This is a genomic window from uncultured Campylobacter sp., assembly GCF_937997405.1.
Taxonomy (GTDB): domain Bacteria; phylum Campylobacterota; class Campylobacteria; order Campylobacterales; family Campylobacteraceae; genus Campylobacter_B.
Genome location: NZ_CALKTL010000140.1, coordinates 1 through 16,569, shown reverse-complemented (window position 1 = coordinate 16,569; position 16,569 = coordinate 1). Strand labels below are relative to the sequence as shown.

The window sequence follows — 16,569 nt, the reverse complement described above, 5'->3', positions numbered from 1 at the left end:
TTAGAGCGATTCGCAGAACGCGGAATTTTGCGATATTTTAGCAAGAAATTTTTAGTTTGGGCTTTTAAGCAAAGAAGTTTTTGAAAAGCTTGAGAGGCTAAATTTTATCAAGTCAAATTTAGTAAGTTGGATGAGCGTAAAATTTTAATCTGTGGCGCTTTGAGCGCAAAATTCTACCTCGCTCCGCATTAATCGCGGCATATTTCGACGCAAAATTTTACGAGTGGATTCCGTAAATTACAAAGCGGCAAAAACGCGATCAAATTTAAGCGGGCTCAAGCTCGATCTTGTATCCCAGGCTCGGGACGTTTTTTATGATTTCGCCTCCCACTTTATCGCGGATACGCTTGACGAAGGTGCGAAGCGCCGTATCACTCACGGCTCCTTCAGTCCAAACATAACGCTTGATCTCCTCGTAAAGCACCAGCTCGCCCACGCGACTGGCTAGCAGCGAAACAAAAGAAAGCTCCTTTTTAGTAAGCACGATCTGCTCGCCATCCTTCAGCAAAATACGACGAAGCCCGTCAAATACGTAGCCTGCGCCCATATTTACGACTCGTACCGAGTCCAGCTTAGACTTCATCAGTGCACTTATCTCTAGCACAAATGCGGCGATATCTACCGGTTTAAAGTAATACCGCTCGACGCCAATCTCCATAACGCCTTTTAGCTGCTCCTCCCTACTGAAGCCGCTAAGCACCACGATAGGGGCATGCGGAAAGATCTGCTTAATCTGACGTATCATCGCTAGTCCATCCTCGATCGGCATTAAAATGTCGGTAATGACGAGATTAGGACTAAATTTTTTGAATTTTTTTACACCTTCAAGCCCGTTTTGGGCATTGTAAACGTTGTTAAAAATACCCTCAAACGCCTTATGCAGCGAGGCTAGTAATTTAGTATCATCCTCGACTAGCAAGACGTCCAGCTCTTTTAAAGCGCAGCTCATAGCAGACCCCTCAAGGCGAAATTTCAAACGAAATTCTTTCAAATTTTCTCTTTTATTGAGCTTAAAATAATGTTAAGTTAAAAATTTAATTTTATAAAGTAACACAACTCTTATTTTAGGTGTAAATATGGGCGGGATTAAAAAACAAGTGTGAGTAAAAACTGTAGCCTAGGAATGGAGCAAAAATTTAAAGTAAAGCGAGCTAAATCTTATCGGTGCGAAAGAGATTTAGAACGGCTGAAAGTAAAATTTCAAAGCTAGCGTAGGTAAAATTTCACTACGCGGCGGAGTGGAATTTTATTTTAGGCAAATGGCTTTTAGAGGGAAATAAAACAGCGCTGATAAGGTTTGAAGGGCAGGTATAGTTTATCAAAAACTAGGGCATAACTGGCAAAATTGCGTCAATAAGACTTTAACGGGCGGGCGACGTTAGATAAAATTTTACGGGCGACAGGGCAGCTTGCTAGCGGAACTTTTAACGGCAACAAAATGGTTCGTCAAATTTAAAGAGCTTGAAGCCATGCTAAATATACCGCAGGATCTGTTTTGAAAGGGCAAAGCGCGCCAAGCCCAATTTTTAAATTTAAAACGCATAAAATTTAGCCGCGCGTGCACTTAAAAGCTAAGCGGATGCAAAAATCACACGAATGAAAAGCATGCGGCGCGCAGCCGGTTTAAATTTAAAATCGCGACTAGCGCAGATCCGTTTCATCCAAAAACCGCTTAATCCAAAATCGCCGCGACAATCCTAAGTCCGCAAAAGTGCGCTTTGCGTACCGCTCCAGCCTGCAATTATCCAGGCTGCAACGGGTTTTAAATCTACGACGCAAAGACCGCGTTAGAATTTAAAGCTTGCCGCAAATTTAAAATTTTACCGCGCAATCGCGGTAAAATTTAGTGCAGGCAAAATTTCAAAAATCATAAAATTTCAAGAAATTCTTTAAAGATATATTTGCTCTCAGTAGGCCCTGCGCTGGCTTCGGGGTGGTGCTGCACCGAAAATACGGGGTACTCCCTGTAGCGAACCCCCTCGATCGTGCCGTCGAAAAGATTTCGGTGCGTGATCTCGCAGATCTGCGCAATCGTTTCTGGGACGTTGTAGTTGTGGTTTTGCGCGGTGATCTCGATCGATTTGGTGCGCAGGTTTTGCACGGGGTGGTTTGCGCCGTGCTGGCCGAATTTCAGCTTATAGGTCTCATACCCCATCGCGTTGCTTAGCAGCTGATGACCTAGGCAAATTCCAAAAATCGGCACGCGCGCTTCGACCATCTTTTTGATCTGCGCGATCTCCTCTTTAAGCATGCGAGGCTCGCCCGGGCCGTTTGATAAAAACACGCCGTCGATCTGCCCATCTTTAAATTTTGCGATCAGCGCTTCCGCTTTAACGTCGTGCGGGAAAACCTCGACGCCGAGCCCCAGATCGCAAAGCTCATTTAGGATGTTTCGCTTGACGCCGTAATCGATCACGGCTATCTTTTTGCCGCAGCTTGCGGGCTGGGCGTAGCTTCCTCGCTCGGCATCCCAGCGACCGGAGGTGTGCTTGTACGGCGCCTTCGTGCTTACGATGCTTACGTAGTTGATCTCCTCTATGCGCGCAGACTCGCTAAGCGCCTTTTTAAGAGCCGCCTTATCGCTGATCTCGGTAGAAACGAAGGCGCGCAGACTGCCCTGATCGCGCAGCATCTTGGTTAAAAATCTGGTGTCGATGTCGTAAACGCCGAATTTTCCGTTTTGCAGAAAATAATTCTCCAAGCTCATCTGCGAGCGGAAATTTGAAGGCTCGTTGTTAAAATTTCTTACGAAAATTCCGCTTGCGTGGATTTTGGAGCTTTCTTTGTCGTTTTCGTTGATCCCTACGATGCCGATTTCAGGCATAGTGAAAATAATAAACTGCCCCGCATAGCTAGGATCTGAGATAATCTCCTCGTAGCCGGTGGCGGAGGTGTTAAACACGAGCTCGCCGAATGCGCTACCGCCCTTGCCGAACGCCTTGGCCTGCAGGTAGATGCCGTTTTCTATGTAGATATACGCGTTCATTACAGCATGCCCCGTTTTCTTAGCTCCTCTTCGTAGAGCTTTTCGAACACAAGCTCGTATTCTTCGGTGCCGGGGATCAGTTTTTGCTTGTAGCCCTCGATCTTTTCATAGACCGCATCCTCAATCTTTTGATAATTTTTAAGATATTCGTCGATCGCGTTATAAATTATCGTCTTTAGCCTGTTTTCCGAGACTTTGTAATCGATCAAATTTTTCTTCCAAACGGTTTCTAAAATTTTATGCGATATGGTGCCGTAGCGATCCTCGAAATTTAGCTCGAAATTCTCGTCGTTTGCGATGTGGCGTTTGATGAGCCAAAACATATCTTTTTTATTCACGCTCATCTCGTCAAGCTCGCTTATGCGCTCATCTATCAGCTCGTTTGCGCGCTCGTCTATCGCTCTTTCTTTTTGCAGATCGGCCCTTATGATCTCATCCGCTTCCTTGGCGACGGGCTCTATGCCCGCACTCAGCGTAACGCAGCCCGAGTTTAGCAGATCCAGCGCTATTTTATGCGCGATATATGGCACGTGTGGTAGTCGTATTCGCATGATCGTTCCTTTAAATTCAGTTCTATGAGCGGTCTCGCCGCCCGCAACGGGTGAAATTTTAAAATTTCACCGGGTTTATAAAATTATCGTGTCGCTTCTTTCGGGACTGGTGGAGATGAAGCCCACCTTCGCGCCGCTTAGCTCCTCTATTTTGCGGATATAATTTTGCGCGTTTTGCGGCAGATCTTCAAATTTTGAAATTCCCTTGACGCTGTCCCAGCCCGGCATCTGCTCATAAACCGGCTCGGCAGCTTCCAAATCGATCGGGAAATAATCGATCTCCTCACCCTTGTAGCGATACGCGCGGCAAATTTTAATGCTCTCAAAGCCGTCTAAGACGTCAAGCTTCATAAGCGCGAGCTTGTCGATGCCGCTAAGGCGCACGGCGTATTTCGTAGCCACTCCGTCGAACCAGCCGCAGCGGCGCGCGCGCCCCGTCGTGGTGCCGTACTCCTTACCGATCTCGCGCATCGCCTCGCCCTGCGGGCCTTTATCCTCGGTAGGAAACGCGCCGTTGCCCACGCGGGTGGTGTAGGCTTTTAAAATTCCCATCACCGTGCCGATATCTTTCGGCGCGAGCCCGAGCCCGCTGCAAGCCCCGCCCGCGATAGTCGTCGAGCTCGTGACGTAAGGATAGGTGCCGTGATCGATATCAAGCAGGCTTCCTTGCGCGCCCTCTACGAGCACGCGCTTGTCGTAATCAAGCGCCTTCCACAGCATGTGCGTGGTATCTGCGATGTATGGCTCGAGCGCGCTTTTATAGCGCTTTAGCTCATCGTAAATTTCAAGCTTGCTAGGAATTTTAACCCCCGCTTTTTCAAAAACGCTCTCATGCGAAGCGAAATCCCGCGATAGCGCCTCGGCAAGCCTTTCGGGCTCCAAAAGCTCCACTACGCGGTGCCCCGTGCGCGCGATCTTATCGGCATACGCAGGCCCTATGCCCTTACCGGTGGTGCCGATCGCAAGCTCGCCCTTACTCTTTTCGCGCGCCTGATCGATCAGCGAGTGGTACTGTAAATTTAAAAACGCCTTCTCGCTTATGAAAAATCTGCCCTTTAAATTTTCAAACTGCGCCATCTCGGTAATCAGCACGTCGGGGTTGATAACGACGCCGTTTCCGATGATGTTGATGATATTTTTATGAAGCACGCCGCTAGGCACCAGATGTAGCGCAAATTTCTCGCCGTTTATGACGATGGTGTGGCCCGCGTTGTGCCCGCCGCTGCTGCGACATACGAAATCGTAATTCGCGCTTATCATATCTACGATCTTACCCTTACCCTCATCGCCCCACTGGGCGCCGATGACTACGTCAACTTTACTCATTTCTCATCCTTTTGCATAATTTTTTCTATCAAAGCATCCACTAGCAGCGCAAAGCCGCTGGATTTTAGCCCGTCTATTTCGTAATTTCCGCCGTTGCAATACACTGCGCTCGCATCCAAAAATCTAAAAAATAGCGCATCGTAATAGCGCATTTTGGAGTAATACAGCAGCGAAACGCGGATACACTCGTAATCCACGCCTAGGTTTAAAATTTCATCTAAGCAGGGCTTTAGCTCTTCAGGCACCTGCGCGCGCAGATCCTGCACGTCCTTTAGCGACACGGCGCGAGCCGTAGCGTCCAGCCAGGGCAAATTTTGCTCAAGCAGTGTCTCAATCTTGCCCTTTTCAAAAATTTCAAGCGGCAGGTTTAAAATTTCGCAAATTTTTTTCGGAATTTCGATATTGCTCAGCTGAAGCGCGGGCACAAGATCAAATTCTTTAAAAAATTCCTGTGCGATTTTGATCGCAAGTGGTAGATTTTTCTCCCCGATCAGCTCCGCGCCGATCTGATAAAACTCGTCGCTTGGGTATTTAAAGGTCGGCTGGACATAAAATAGTCGCCTTAACTTATCGTCTTTCAGCCGTTTGCGCACGATACGTACGACGTCCACGGTGCTGTCTGCGCGAAGCGCAAGCTCATGGTTCGTGGGATCAGATAGCTTGAGAAGCTTCTGCGGCGCGACGCTTAGGTGTTGATGATATGAAAAATATGGCGTTAAAATTTCGCTAAAGCCATTTTGCACGAGGATTTCGCTCGCTTTATTTTCCAGCTCGCGCTTGAGCTGCGCGCTCTTTCCGAAATACAGCCTCGAGCCGTTTGGTATCTCGTGATCGAAATCGGCGCTAACGCTATCTATCATGCTGCCTCCAAATCGCTTATGAACTGATTTAGCCGCGTTTTAAAGCTCTGAATGAAGCTTGCCAAAACGCGGTAATCAAGCGAAAGAATATCTAAAATTTGCTTACGTATTTCTGTATTTAGCGCAAATTTTTCGCTGCCCGCGCTTTGAGTTTTGTTTAAAATTTCGCCGAATTTTGCTCTAAAGCCTTCGAACTCTCCAGGGCTCAGATCGCCCGCATCGGCGCGCGAAACGAAGCTTAAAGCAAGCTCTTTGTAATCAAGCGCGTTTAAGAAGCTGATAAACTCATCTTTATCGATGGCTGCGAGCTTGGGCGTATCTTTAAATCGCGCAATGAAAGCGTCTATCTCTCTGCGGTCCAACGCTTTTGCAATAAAATTTCCCTGCAGATAGTTAAATTTTAGATTATTTAAAAGTCGCAGCGACAGCGCGTTTTCGACCCCTTGAGCACCGAGAGCAAATCCAAACTCCCGCTTTAGCTTGCCCGTGATCTCCACCATCGTTCGGATAGCATTTTTTTTCTTGCCTATGTCAAGGCAGAGCTCGCGGTCGATTTTAACGACATCGAAAGGCTGGGCATTCAGGAATGGGATATTGCTTTTATTTGCACTATTAAGAGCAAATTTAACCCCAAGATCTGCATAACGCCCACGCGCAGGGGCGAATTCCTTAAAATTTTGCTCGCTAAAATCGGTTATCTCAAACATCAACTCGCCTTTTGCATTAGCTCTGTCTCGCAAGCTATGAGCTACGAAATCGTAAAATTCGTCGTTTGTAAGCACGGCTAGACTTACGTTTATCGAGCAGTTTGCGCCCGTTTGAGCATTAAATTCCATCATCTTTGAAAACGCAAATTTTGAGATCGGCAACTCAAATCGCGGCTCGCTTAATATCTGCGCAAAATCCTGCGGGGCAAGAATTCCGCGCTTTCCGCGATCCCAGCGTAAAAGCAGCTCATACCCGTAAATCTGCGCGCCGCTAATGATCGGCTGATAGAGCACGAAAAACTCCCCCTCTTCGATCGCCGCAGCAATCCCTTCCTCGCTAGGCCCGTCTGCTTCGGCGCGCTCAAAGATGCAGTAGCGGTTTTTGCCGCTCGTTTTAGCGCGATACATCGCTCTATCGGCGCGCGATAAAAGTCCTGGAAAATCGATCTTTTCGCTGCCGTCGTAAAACGCTGCGCCAACGCTGATGCTTGCGCTAATCTCATTGCCTTTGAGGTTAAATTTCATCTTTGAAATTCCAAGCAGACGATCTAATAGCACATGCGCGGCATCCTTACTTTGCAGATCGCCAATGATAGCGCCAAACTCATCGCCGCCTAGGCGCGCTAAGATATCGCCTTTGCGCAGTAGCCCGCTCATCGCCTTTGAGATCGCTTGTAAAAACATATCGCCGACCTCGTGCCCGTAGGTGTCGTTGATCGCCTTAAAGCCATCAAAATCGATGAAAAGCACAGCCATCAATTTGCCGCTGCTGCCCGCGTTTGCGGTATAGCCCTGCGCGGCTTTCATAAAATACACTCTGTTCGGAAGCCCCGTAAGCGCGTCGTGGTGGGCGATCTTGGCTAGCTCGCTCTCCTTTTGTTTGATCTGCGAAATTTCGGTAAACATCAGAATGAAATTTGAAGTAAGCGAAAAATCATCCTTTATCGCAATTGCCGTAAATAGCGCAGGAAAGGTGCCACCGCCTCTTTTTAGTCCGTAAATTTCATCTTTGTAAGAGGTCTGTTTGCCGACGAGATTTTTTCTAATCCTCTCCATCACGTCTGCTCCGCCTTCCGTAGGAGCGAAGAAATTTGGAATTTTGCCGATGGTTTGGCTTTCGCTATAGCCGGTGATTTCATAAAAGACGTTATTAGCGCGCAGCACGCGACCGCTCTCATCTGTGATTAAGATCGCCTCTAGCGAGCGCGAAAAGACGTTGGCGTTTAAATTTAGCTCCAGCTCCGTCTGCTTGCGCGAGCTGATATCTTCGAGCGTAGTTTTTACAAGGCGAGAGCGAGAGCCGTGCTTTTCGGTGACGTAGCCTTGCATACTAATCCAAGTATAGGCATTAGCGGCGTTTCGCAGACGAAATTCGCAGCTAAAATCGCTCCTAAGCCCGGCGGTGCATTCGCGGATCATTTTATTGAAATTCTCTAAATCCGCGAAGTAAATTTCATAACTGAACTCCCCAAAGCTCATCGCAGTGTTTAGCCTTTTGCCGCGATATTTTAAAATTTTAAAGTAATTTTTATCAAACGATAGCGTCTGCGCATCAAGGTCGATTAAGCAGGTGCAAAAATTCCTAGTCTCGATTACCGTGCGATAAAAGTCCAAATCCTCCTGCAAGCCGCGGATCGCCTTAACATCGTCATCGATATTTTGAAAATAAAACGCAGCCCTGGAGGCGGACTTTTTGACATAGATACTCACTTCGTAGCTATAGCGGATATTGTCATTGTGGCGAATTTTATAGCTTTGAGAAAAGCTTAGCTCTTCTGCGGGCATATCGGCTAAGCGGTTTAAAATTTCATTTTTAGCCTCATTCGCGTCCTTTTCATCCAACAAATCCCATAGCCTTATCTCGCCGCTTAAAAACTGCGCCGCTTCGTAACCCCAAAGCTCTTTTATATTTTTGCTAGCATCTACGATCTTGCCCGAAGTGTAGTCAAACACGAGCGTAACGATAGGTGCGTGATTTAAATACTCATATTTTTGCTTGGTTTCATCGTAAAATCTGCGATATTTTGACGCATCAAGTACCACAAAAAGGGTTGAAATTTTACTTCCGTCGCGGATATAAGATTTTTTAACATAAAGGTCTTTGACGCCATTTTTGGTCTCTTGGCGGGTTACGACATAGTTTTCTTTGACATAGTTTGCGCGCTGGGTTTGATAGGCGTGATCGTAAAATGAGCCTGCTTGCAGCGCGAAGATATTCCGTCCTACGACGTCATCGCCGTAAAGCTCGCGCGCGCCGTTGCTAGCGCTTTCGATCGTGCCTGCGACGTTATCGATGCTAAGCACCGAAAGAGAGCTGTATTTTAGCGCATCTTTAAAGCTGAGGCTAAAATCGCCGTGGCGCAAATTAGACTTCAAAACCTCATCTATGGATTTAGAAATTTCTAAGACGGAGCTTAGCGGATTTAGCGCTTCTATATCGCGGATTTTGGAGTGGTAATCCCCTTGGCGCAGAGCGTTTTGAACTGCTGCAAGCGGGATGAAAACGCGCTTTTTTAAAAACGTAAAATTTGAAATTAGAAGGATTAAATAAGCTAAAATAGCCGCCGCTAGCGCTACGACGATAAAATCGTCCGCGCCCAAAAAATAGCCGGCTCGTTCGCGAGCCATTACGAAATTATCTCCAAATTTTGCAAGATATGCAAAGCCTAGCCCCGATTCGTCTTCGAAGCTCACCACTTCGCCTAGGCGCGAAAAATCAAAATCCTGCCCCAATAGATCGGTTGCGCTACCAGGAGCGTTAAAAAATTTGCCTTCGGCATTAAAGACCAAAATATCTCCCAGCGAAGAGAGCCTGGCAATCGGTCTAGCAGTGTTGGCAAAGCCTAGCAGATACGAATCAGCATTTACGCGCTTGATCAAAAAATACCGCCACGCCCTATCCATCATCATATAGCGCGATACCCATTCATCCTTTTTTAGCTCGCTTGTGATATCCGCAAGCCGTATCTCGCCAAGATCCGAAATACGCGCATCCGATGAAAAATACGCCAAGCTCTCCTGTTCCGCGCCGTGGGCGCGCAGATAAAAAATAGCGTCAAATCTATGAGAAGATTTTACGACGTTGCGGATCAAATCCGCGTAAAGCTCGCTTTGCGCAGCCTCATGCCTTGCGTCCAGAGAAAGGATAGTTTCTTTTAGTATTTCAAGCTCGCTAAAAAGCGACTCGTCGGTATTTTTAAGTAAAGTAATCGCCGTGCGCGTCCGCAAATCAAGCTGCGTAGCGATCCTAGTGCGCAAAAAGCTAATCTCGCAAACTACTACAAGCGTAAGTAGTGCAGCGCCTAGAATCAAGGCGGCGTTAAATCTTTCGGTAACGAAGTCTTTTTTGTTTTTCATGCCAAATTCCAAATTTTGCAGGATTTTAGCAAATTTCGTTTTAAAGCCTATTTAAGCTTTGATTTTCGCTCCGCGCGCGCCCAAAAAATGCATGATCAAAAGCACCGCAAAGCTAAAGAGTAGCATCAGCGCCGAATACGCGTGAGCCTGCGCAAAATCCAGCGTCTCGGTCGCTTCGTAGATCGCAATGGAGGCGACCTTGGTCTGCTCGCTTACGCTGCCGCCGATCATTAGCACGACGCCAAACTCGCCCATCGTGTGCGCAAAGCAGATCACCAAGGCGCTAAGCAGGGAATGCCGAATCGCGGGCAATGCAACGCGAAAAAGCTTGGAGAAATAGCTCTTGCCGAGCGAATCGCACGCCCAAAAAAGCGAGCGCGGAAGCGAGCGAAAGCTCGAAACTAGCGGCGAAAACATAAACGGCAGCGAGTAGATACAGCTCGCGATCACAAGCCCGCTGAAATTAAATACGAGTCTAAGCCCGAAGTGTTTGTCGAAAAACTCCCCCAGCGCCGAATACGGCGATAAAAAAACGAGCAGGTAAAACCCCAGCACCGAAGGCGGCAGCACCAGCGGAAGCGAAATGATCGATTCTATCACGCTTTTGCCGCGGAAATTTTTTCTCGCCATAAAAAAACGCGAGCGGCACGCAGATGATAAACAACGCAAATGTCGTTAAGCTCGCAAGCTTTAATGAAACGAGAAACGGCGTGTAATCAAGCCCTTTTAGAATTTCAAACATTTATCCTCCGAGCCGAGCCGCTGGGCCCAAACTATAAAATTTTAAAAGCCTAGCCCTACTTTAAAATTTAGAGGCAAAGCTAGATAGAATTTGTGAAAACCTCATAGTCATAAGGCTTTGCAAAATGAAATTTTGAAAAATTCTGCGCAAACCTAGCTGCGCAAGAGCTTTAGCAAAATGAAATTTTAAAAATTTCGCGCAAGCTAAAGCGAGCGGAATTTTATAAAATTGCTTGGCTAATAAATTCCTTCAAGCGTGCAAATTCCGTCAGGCATTTAAACTCTACTAAGCTGGCAAATTTTTAAGGTCACGAATTTTGCTGAGCTAAATTTCAAAAAGCTTAGCTTAGCTTTAAAACTTGAGCGGGCAGGATTTATCTGAGCGCAAATTTCACGCAAGATAGGCTAAACGACGCCCTCCGAACGACCTAGCGGAATTTCATTGGGACCGACAAAACGAAATTTTAAAATTTCGTATAAACCTAAAAGACCGGGTTAATGAAAACCTGTCATAGCTCATTAAGCGAGTTTAACGCTCAAGCTTCGAGTCGTTAGAACTTTTCAAATTTCAAAGCCACAAAATCCAGGCAAAATTCCAAATCTAAAAATTTAAGTTTTTGCGAAGCTTTACATTAAATTTTTACCAAGATCGCATGATAGAATTCGCGCAACTCCTGCCAAAAAAGTAAGCTAAAAGCCGCTAAATTTAAAGATAAACCGACCGCCGCCAATTAATAAAAAAGAAGAAATTTAACGGCGCCTGCCTGCGCAAAATCTAAAATTTAAAGCTTAATTTCCACACGCTATCTAGTCTAGCGTTGCGGTTTTACTCTAGCCTGCGTTTAAATTTTGTGTTTCATGAAAATCTAAGCGCGATGCGAATGAAATTTTAAAACATCCCCGTATTTTACGGGCAAATCTAGCTAAAATTTCGCAAAATTCCTCATCTAAATTCTACGTAAAATTCCATAAGAGTCTACATTTAAATCTCTAATCTAGTTGAAATTTCTCACCCAGGCGCGCCCAAGCTTGCCTGCAAGTTTAAATTTTACGCAGAGTGATATTAAAGGCTTTGGCGCCTGTTTTGACCTCATCGCCTACTTGCAAGCCCTCGGCTTCTGCATTGCTTAGCACCACTTCGCACAGCTGGCTGCCGATCGCTACGACGGCTACTTTAATCCCGTCGCGTGCTTGCAAATCGACAACCTTGCCCGCGAAAGAAAACTTCTGTGAGCCGCTAGTTTTAAGAAAAATTTCCTCCGGCGTACCGGTGCGGACGATCCTGCCGTCCTTCATCTCATAAACTCGCTTGCAAAGCCTATAAATCTCGCTTATGTCGTGGCTTACTAAAATCACAGTCTGATGAAACTGCTCGTGGATCTTTAGCAAATACTCTTGGATTTTTTCGCGCATCGTAAAATCAAGCGCCGAAAGCGGCTCGTCAAGTAGCAAAATTTCAGGCTCTTGCATCAGTGCGCGAGCAAGTGCTACGCGCTGCTTCTGTCCGCCACTAAGACCCTCGACGCCGGATTTCGCAAGCCCACTAAGCTCTAAAATTTCAAGCAGCATCGCAGCTTTTTGCGGATCGTTTCTGGCAAAAAGTAGATTGCCCGTCACGCTCATATTCTCAAAAAGTGCGTAGTCTTGAAACAAAAAGCCAATCCTGCGCTTGCCCGCACTTAAAAATTCGGCGCCTTCTTGTAGCACGCGATCGCCGTCTTTTATGCTACCACTATCTGCGCGCAAAAATCCAGCCAAAATGCGCAGCAGTGTAGTCTTACCGCTGCCGCTGCGCCCATATAGGCACACAAACGAGCCTTTGTTAATCTCTAAGCGAGCATCAATCGAGAAATCATCACTGATTTTTTTCTTACAATCAATCGTTATCATATTTTTCTATATATATCGCAGTGGCGCTAATGTATGCGAAAACCTCGTCGCCCTCGCGTAAAGCAAGCTCCTGCGCGCAATGCGCGCTAATGAGCACATCAAAGCTTATCTTGCCTTCAAACCTGAGCGTACATAGAATTTCGCCCAAGCTTAGGCTCGTAATCTTGCTGTGAATTTCATTTTCGCTAGATACACCGCTTAGAGCTTCGCGAGATAAAAGCACATCAGTGCTTTTAAAGCCCACGTAAACTTCACTGCCCACCTTAAGCTCGCTACTTAGCTGCAGAAATACGCCACGCAGCTTGATGCCGCCCGCGATGAATCCTACAGAATGGATGCCGTCTTTTTGTAAAATTTCGTTGATTCTCGCTCTAATCATTAAAACTCGTATCCGTATTTAGCAAAGATCGCCCTGCCCTTATCGCTTAGGATAAAATCATAAAATGCCTTGGCTTCTGCATTGTCTTTGGCGCGGTTTAGCACAACCATGCCTTGAGCTATTGGCTCGTAGAGCTTGGTGTCGACCAAAACGAAATTTTCGCCCTCTTTGCAAGGCTTGCCGTTGCAGCCGTCTTTCGCCATCTTAGGCGCATACATCGCGCTAGCTGCGATAAAACCAATGTCGGACGCTTTAAGCGCTTGCGAAAGAGCCTCGCCGATCGATTTTGCTTCTACGATTTTGCCTTTGATCTCGTCGTAAACTCCCACTTTTTGGAAAGCCTGTACGCTTGCGGTGCCGTAAGGAGCGGTCTTTGGATTTGCTATGGAAATCGTTTTAACGCTAGGGTCTTTTAAAGCTTCAAGCCCCTTGCTAAGATCTACACCGCGCACGCTAAACATCGCCACTTTGCCTTTGGCGTAAGTTTTGGCAGGCGCCGTCGCAAAGCCCTCTTTATACATATCGTCTGCAAATTTCATATCAGCCGCCATAAAAACATCAAACGGAGCGCCGTTTTTGATCTGCGTGCTAAGCGCACCGCTCGCACCCAAGCTCACATTTAGCGTAGTTTGCGGATGCAGCTTGACAAATTCCGCCTTGATCTCGTCAAACGCATACGTCGTGTTCGCAGCGGCTGCGACGCTGACCTCGCCTGCGCTTAGCGCGCCTGCGGTTAAAATTCCTAAAAGCACTGCTTTCAACTTCATTTTATGCCTTTCGTTTCGGCTCTCACCGAGAATTGAATTGTATCTAAAATTTTAAATTTACGCCTTAAATTTTAAAATTTTGCGCACCCAATTTCACCCTATTACGCGCCAATAATGATCTCGCTAGGCTCGATGATCGCCGTTACTTCATCTCCTACTCCTAGAGCCATCGCGGTGGCAGATTCTCGCGTGATGATCGCGGTGATGTTTTGATGCGAGCTTGTGCCTAGACAGATCTCTGCGTTTACCGCGCCGATTTTGACCTCGCTAATCGTGCCCTTGATTTTATTCGTCGTGCTAAGTTTTAGCTTCTCCGAGCTTCCTTTGGCAATGATGACGCTTGGAGCTTTGAATAAAAACAGCACATCCTTGCCCGGCTTAAGCCCTAAATTCTTTTCGCTCTCTACGGTTACCGTCGCGCATAAAATTTCGCCACCTGCAAGCTTAGCCGTGATCTGCGAGTTTACAGCGCCTGTTTGAACATCCGTAATCTCAACGCTTAGCTGATTGCGTGCAGAAAGCTTCATACCGATCTTCTCTAAGCTTAAAAGGCTCTCTTCGGTGATCTCGTCAAGCTTTAAAATTTCACTCAAAAACGTCTCGCCCGCGTGGCTGATAGCATCATAAGCGCGAATCAACTTGTGAGCGTATGGAGTGAGCTCGGAGCCGCTATTTTTCTTAGTACCTTGAGTGCGAACAATGAGCGGCTTTTTGCTCGCGTTGTTGATTAAATTTAGCGCATCCCAGCCGTTTTTATACGACACTCCTACGATCTCTGCGGCCTTTGTAATACTTTTAGTCTCATCTACGGCCTTAAGTAGCTTAATATGCTTGGCTAGAAGCGATGTTTCCTTGCCAAGTAGGAATTCCAAAGCAAATTTTGCATCCATTTTCATCCTTTCTTATTTACTTTCGCGTGATTTTATAATATATCCTCTGATATATTTCTTAAAGAGCCGCAGGCTTTATTTTGCGCTATAAAGAGGGAAATTCTATATGAAATTTTACCTTTATTGACAAAATTTCTTTAAACTTGTAAAATCGCCACTTTGATTTATAAAGAAGGGTCGCATTTTGAAATTTATAAAAATTATATTCTTAGCCGCGGCATTGGCACTTTGCGGTTGCTCGCAAAAGCAAGACGTAGCACCTAGCGATACGGATGGTTTTGATGAGGAGTTTGCCAAACGTGAGGTTTTCGATCCGCTTAGCGGCTATAACCGCGTTATGACGAGCTTCAACGACGTATTTTACTCATACATATTAACCCCCGTAGCCAGCGGCTACGATTACGTAATGCCCGATCCGATCCAGGGCGCGTTTTCAAATTTTTTCTATAATATTTTATATCCGATGAGGCTCGTAAACAACCTATTGCAGGGTAAATTTGAAAATTCTTGGGACGAGACGAAGCGGTTTTTGATCAACTCGACCGTCGGCTTCGGCGGGCTTAACGATATGGCAGGCAAATACTACGGGATTCCGCGCCACGACGAGGATTTCGGGCAGACACTAGGATACTGGGGCGTGCCGGCGGGTCCGCACATCGTCTGGCCGATCTTAGGACAAAGCAATCTACGCGATACAGCGGGGCTTGTAGGAGATTATTTTTCAAACCCGATAAATTATATTAAAGACGGCACTGTTCGAAACTCCGTCAATGGATTTAGAATATTTAACGACTACTCGCGCGATCCGAAATTTTATGAAAAAATGACCAAAGATGCGGTGGATCTGTATCCATTTTTACGCGATGCTTACGAGCAAAATCGCGAGAAATTAATAAAGGAATGAAAATGAAAATTTTAAAAGTTCTAGCGCTTTGCGGAGCGCTTTTGATTTCGGCGCACGCTATTAACGATGCGGATATCGAGCCGGTGATGAGCCAAAAGGTCGCCGAAGCCGTAAACATTATGCGAAGCAGCATCCCGAAAGACGCAAAGCCTGCGAAAATTTTTGCGCTTTTTGACGGCTATTTTGATTATAAGATGATGGCAAAGCTCTCCCTTGCGAAGCATTACGCGAGCCTTAGCCCTGCGCAGATCGCAGAATTTGATAAAGCTTTCGAGGCGCATCTAAAGCGCTCGTTTATCGAAAAACTTTCGCTTTATACCGATCAGGATATGAAGGTGCTAAGCAAACAAAGCCCGAGCGATAAGCGCCGCGTGCTAAAAACGCAGGTCATCGGCGAGCAGAAAAATTACGACATAGATTTTAAATTTTATCCTAACGGCGCCGATTGGCGTATCTACGACGTCGATATCGTGGGCGTCAGCCTAATCCAGACCTACCGCTCGCAGCTTGGCGACGTAACGCAAAGCTTGGGCTTTGACGAGCTTATAAAGCGGCTAAATTCCACCGTCATCAATAGCGGCGAATAGCGACGCACTCAAAAGAGCGGTATTTGAAAAAAATCTTTCGCCTAATCGTCGCGTTTCCGAAAATCACGCTCGCGCTGTTTACGGCGCTGGCGCTGTTTTTCGGATATTACTCCACAAAGCTAGAGATAGACGCTTCGAGCCAGACGCTTCTACTTGATAACGACGAGGACCTTCAAATTTGGCGCGAAGTGTCCAAGCGCTACGAAACGCCGAATTTCTTAGTCGTCGCCTATACTCCCGCGGGCGATCTTTTAGCGCCCGAAACTGTCCGCAAAATAGCGCAGATGGACGCAGCTTTTTCCAAGCTGGATTTCGTCGCTAGCGTCACGGACATCACGAACGTACCGCTTTTGCTAAACAAAGGTGGCGGCATGAGCGAGCTGCTTAAACACATACCCACCCTTACCGATGCAGACGTAAATTTAACCGCGGCTAGGCGCGAGTTTGCCACAAGCCCCTTTTACGCGTCAAATTTAGTAAGCGCTGATCTTCGCACTACCGCAATTTTAATAAATTTAAGGCCGCAGACCCGCTACGAGGAGCTTTTGCGCGTAAGAGACGGGGCTAAAAGCGCTCTAGAGCAAGCAGAGCATGAGGCCAACCACTCGGGGGCTCAAATTTCAC

12 protein-coding genes and 2 pseudogenes are annotated in these 16,569 nt (G+C 46.6%); 3 read left to right on the top strand and 11 right to left on the bottom strand.

The window, feature by feature from the left end:
* Window positions 1-265: 265 nt before the first annotated feature.
* The 11 genes and pseudogenes from Q0372_RS07470 to Q0372_RS07420 form a co-directional block, all read right to left on the bottom strand.
* Window positions 266-991, bottom strand: coding sequence for a response regulator transcription factor (locus Q0372_RS07470; protein WP_297894445.1), 726 nt, complete (start codon window positions 989-991; stop codon window positions 266-268).
* Between the two features lie 876 nt (window positions 992-1,867).
* Window positions 1,868-2,986: a glutamine-hydrolyzing carbamoyl-phosphate synthase small subunit gene (carA, locus tag Q0372_RS07465; RefSeq protein WP_298104479.1), complete on the bottom strand. Its 1,119-nt coding sequence runs from the start codon at window positions 2,984-2,986 to the stop codon at window positions 1,868-1,870.
* The gene (locus Q0372_RS07460; RefSeq protein WP_295151044.1) at window positions 2,986-3,537 is read right to left on the bottom strand and encodes a DUF507 family protein; all 552 of its coding nucleotides are present in this window, start codon (window positions 3,535-3,537) and stop codon (window positions 2,986-2,988) included. Before Q0372_RS07460 ends, carA begins: the two co-directional genes overlap by 1 nt.
* 75 nt (window positions 3,538-3,612) lie before the next feature.
* Window positions 3,613-4,863 carry an adenylosuccinate synthase gene (locus tag Q0372_RS07455; protein WP_297924678.1) on the bottom strand — a complete coding sequence of 417 codons (1,251 nt, stop codon included), beginning with the start codon at window positions 4,861-4,863 and terminating at the stop codon, window positions 3,613-3,615.
* Window positions 4,860-5,723, bottom strand: a complete 864-nt coding sequence (locus tag Q0372_RS07450; RefSeq protein ID WP_298104476.1) for an ATP phosphoribosyltransferase regulatory subunit — start codon at window positions 5,721-5,723, stop codon at window positions 4,860-4,862. Before Q0372_RS07450 ends, Q0372_RS07455 begins: the two co-directional genes overlap by 4 nt.
* Entirely contained in the window at window positions 5,720-9,787 is a 4,068-nt protein-coding gene (locus tag Q0372_RS07445; protein ID WP_298104473.1) for a diguanylate cyclase, read from the bottom strand. The genes Q0372_RS07450 and Q0372_RS07445 overlap by 4 nt, the downstream gene beginning before the upstream one ends.
* Window positions 9,788-9,838: 51 nt before the next feature.
* Window positions 9,839-10,529, bottom strand: a pseudogene (gene modB, locus Q0372_RS07440) (molybdate ABC transporter permease subunit).
* A gap of 1,040 nt (window positions 10,530-11,569) precedes the next feature.
* Window positions 11,570-12,418, bottom strand: coding sequence for an ATP-binding cassette domain-containing protein (locus tag Q0372_RS07435; RefSeq protein WP_298104470.1), 849 nt, complete (start codon window positions 12,416-12,418; stop codon window positions 11,570-11,572).
* Window positions 12,405-12,797: a hypothetical protein gene (locus Q0372_RS07430; RefSeq protein WP_298104467.1), complete on the bottom strand. Its 393-nt coding sequence runs from the start codon at window positions 12,795-12,797 to the stop codon at window positions 12,405-12,407. Before Q0372_RS07430 ends, Q0372_RS07435 begins: the two co-directional genes overlap by 14 nt.
* Window positions 12,797-13,564, bottom strand: coding sequence for a molybdate ABC transporter substrate-binding protein (gene modA, locus Q0372_RS07425; protein ID WP_298104464.1), 768 nt, complete (start codon window positions 13,562-13,564; stop codon window positions 12,797-12,799). The genes Q0372_RS07430 and modA overlap by 1 nt, the downstream gene beginning before the upstream one ends.
* A gap of 101 nt (window positions 13,565-13,665) precedes the next feature.
* Window positions 13,666-14,454 carry a TOBE domain-containing protein gene (locus tag Q0372_RS07420; RefSeq protein ID WP_298104461.1) on the bottom strand — a complete coding sequence of 263 codons (789 nt, stop codon included), beginning with the start codon at window positions 14,452-14,454 and terminating at the stop codon, window positions 13,666-13,668.
* Between the two features lie 184 nt (window positions 14,455-14,638).
* Between Q0372_RS07420 and Q0372_RS07415 the strand changes: the two genes are divergently transcribed.
* From Q0372_RS07415 to Q0372_RS07405, 3 genes and pseudogenes are all read left to right on the top strand, one after another.
* Window positions 14,639-15,358, top strand: a complete 720-nt coding sequence (locus tag Q0372_RS07415) for a VacJ family lipoprotein (RefSeq protein ID WP_297880728.1) — start codon at window positions 14,639-14,641, stop codon at window positions 15,356-15,358.
* Window positions 15,359-15,360: 2 nt separating this feature from the next.
* Complete coding sequence (locus tag Q0372_RS07410) at window positions 15,361-15,945, top strand: ABC transporter substrate-binding protein (protein ID WP_298104456.1); 585 nt, start codon at window positions 15,361-15,363, stop codon at window positions 15,943-15,945.
* Between the two features lie 23 nt (window positions 15,946-15,968).
* Window positions 15,969-16,569: pseudogene (locus Q0372_RS07405) on the top strand (RND family transporter); the annotation flags it as partial.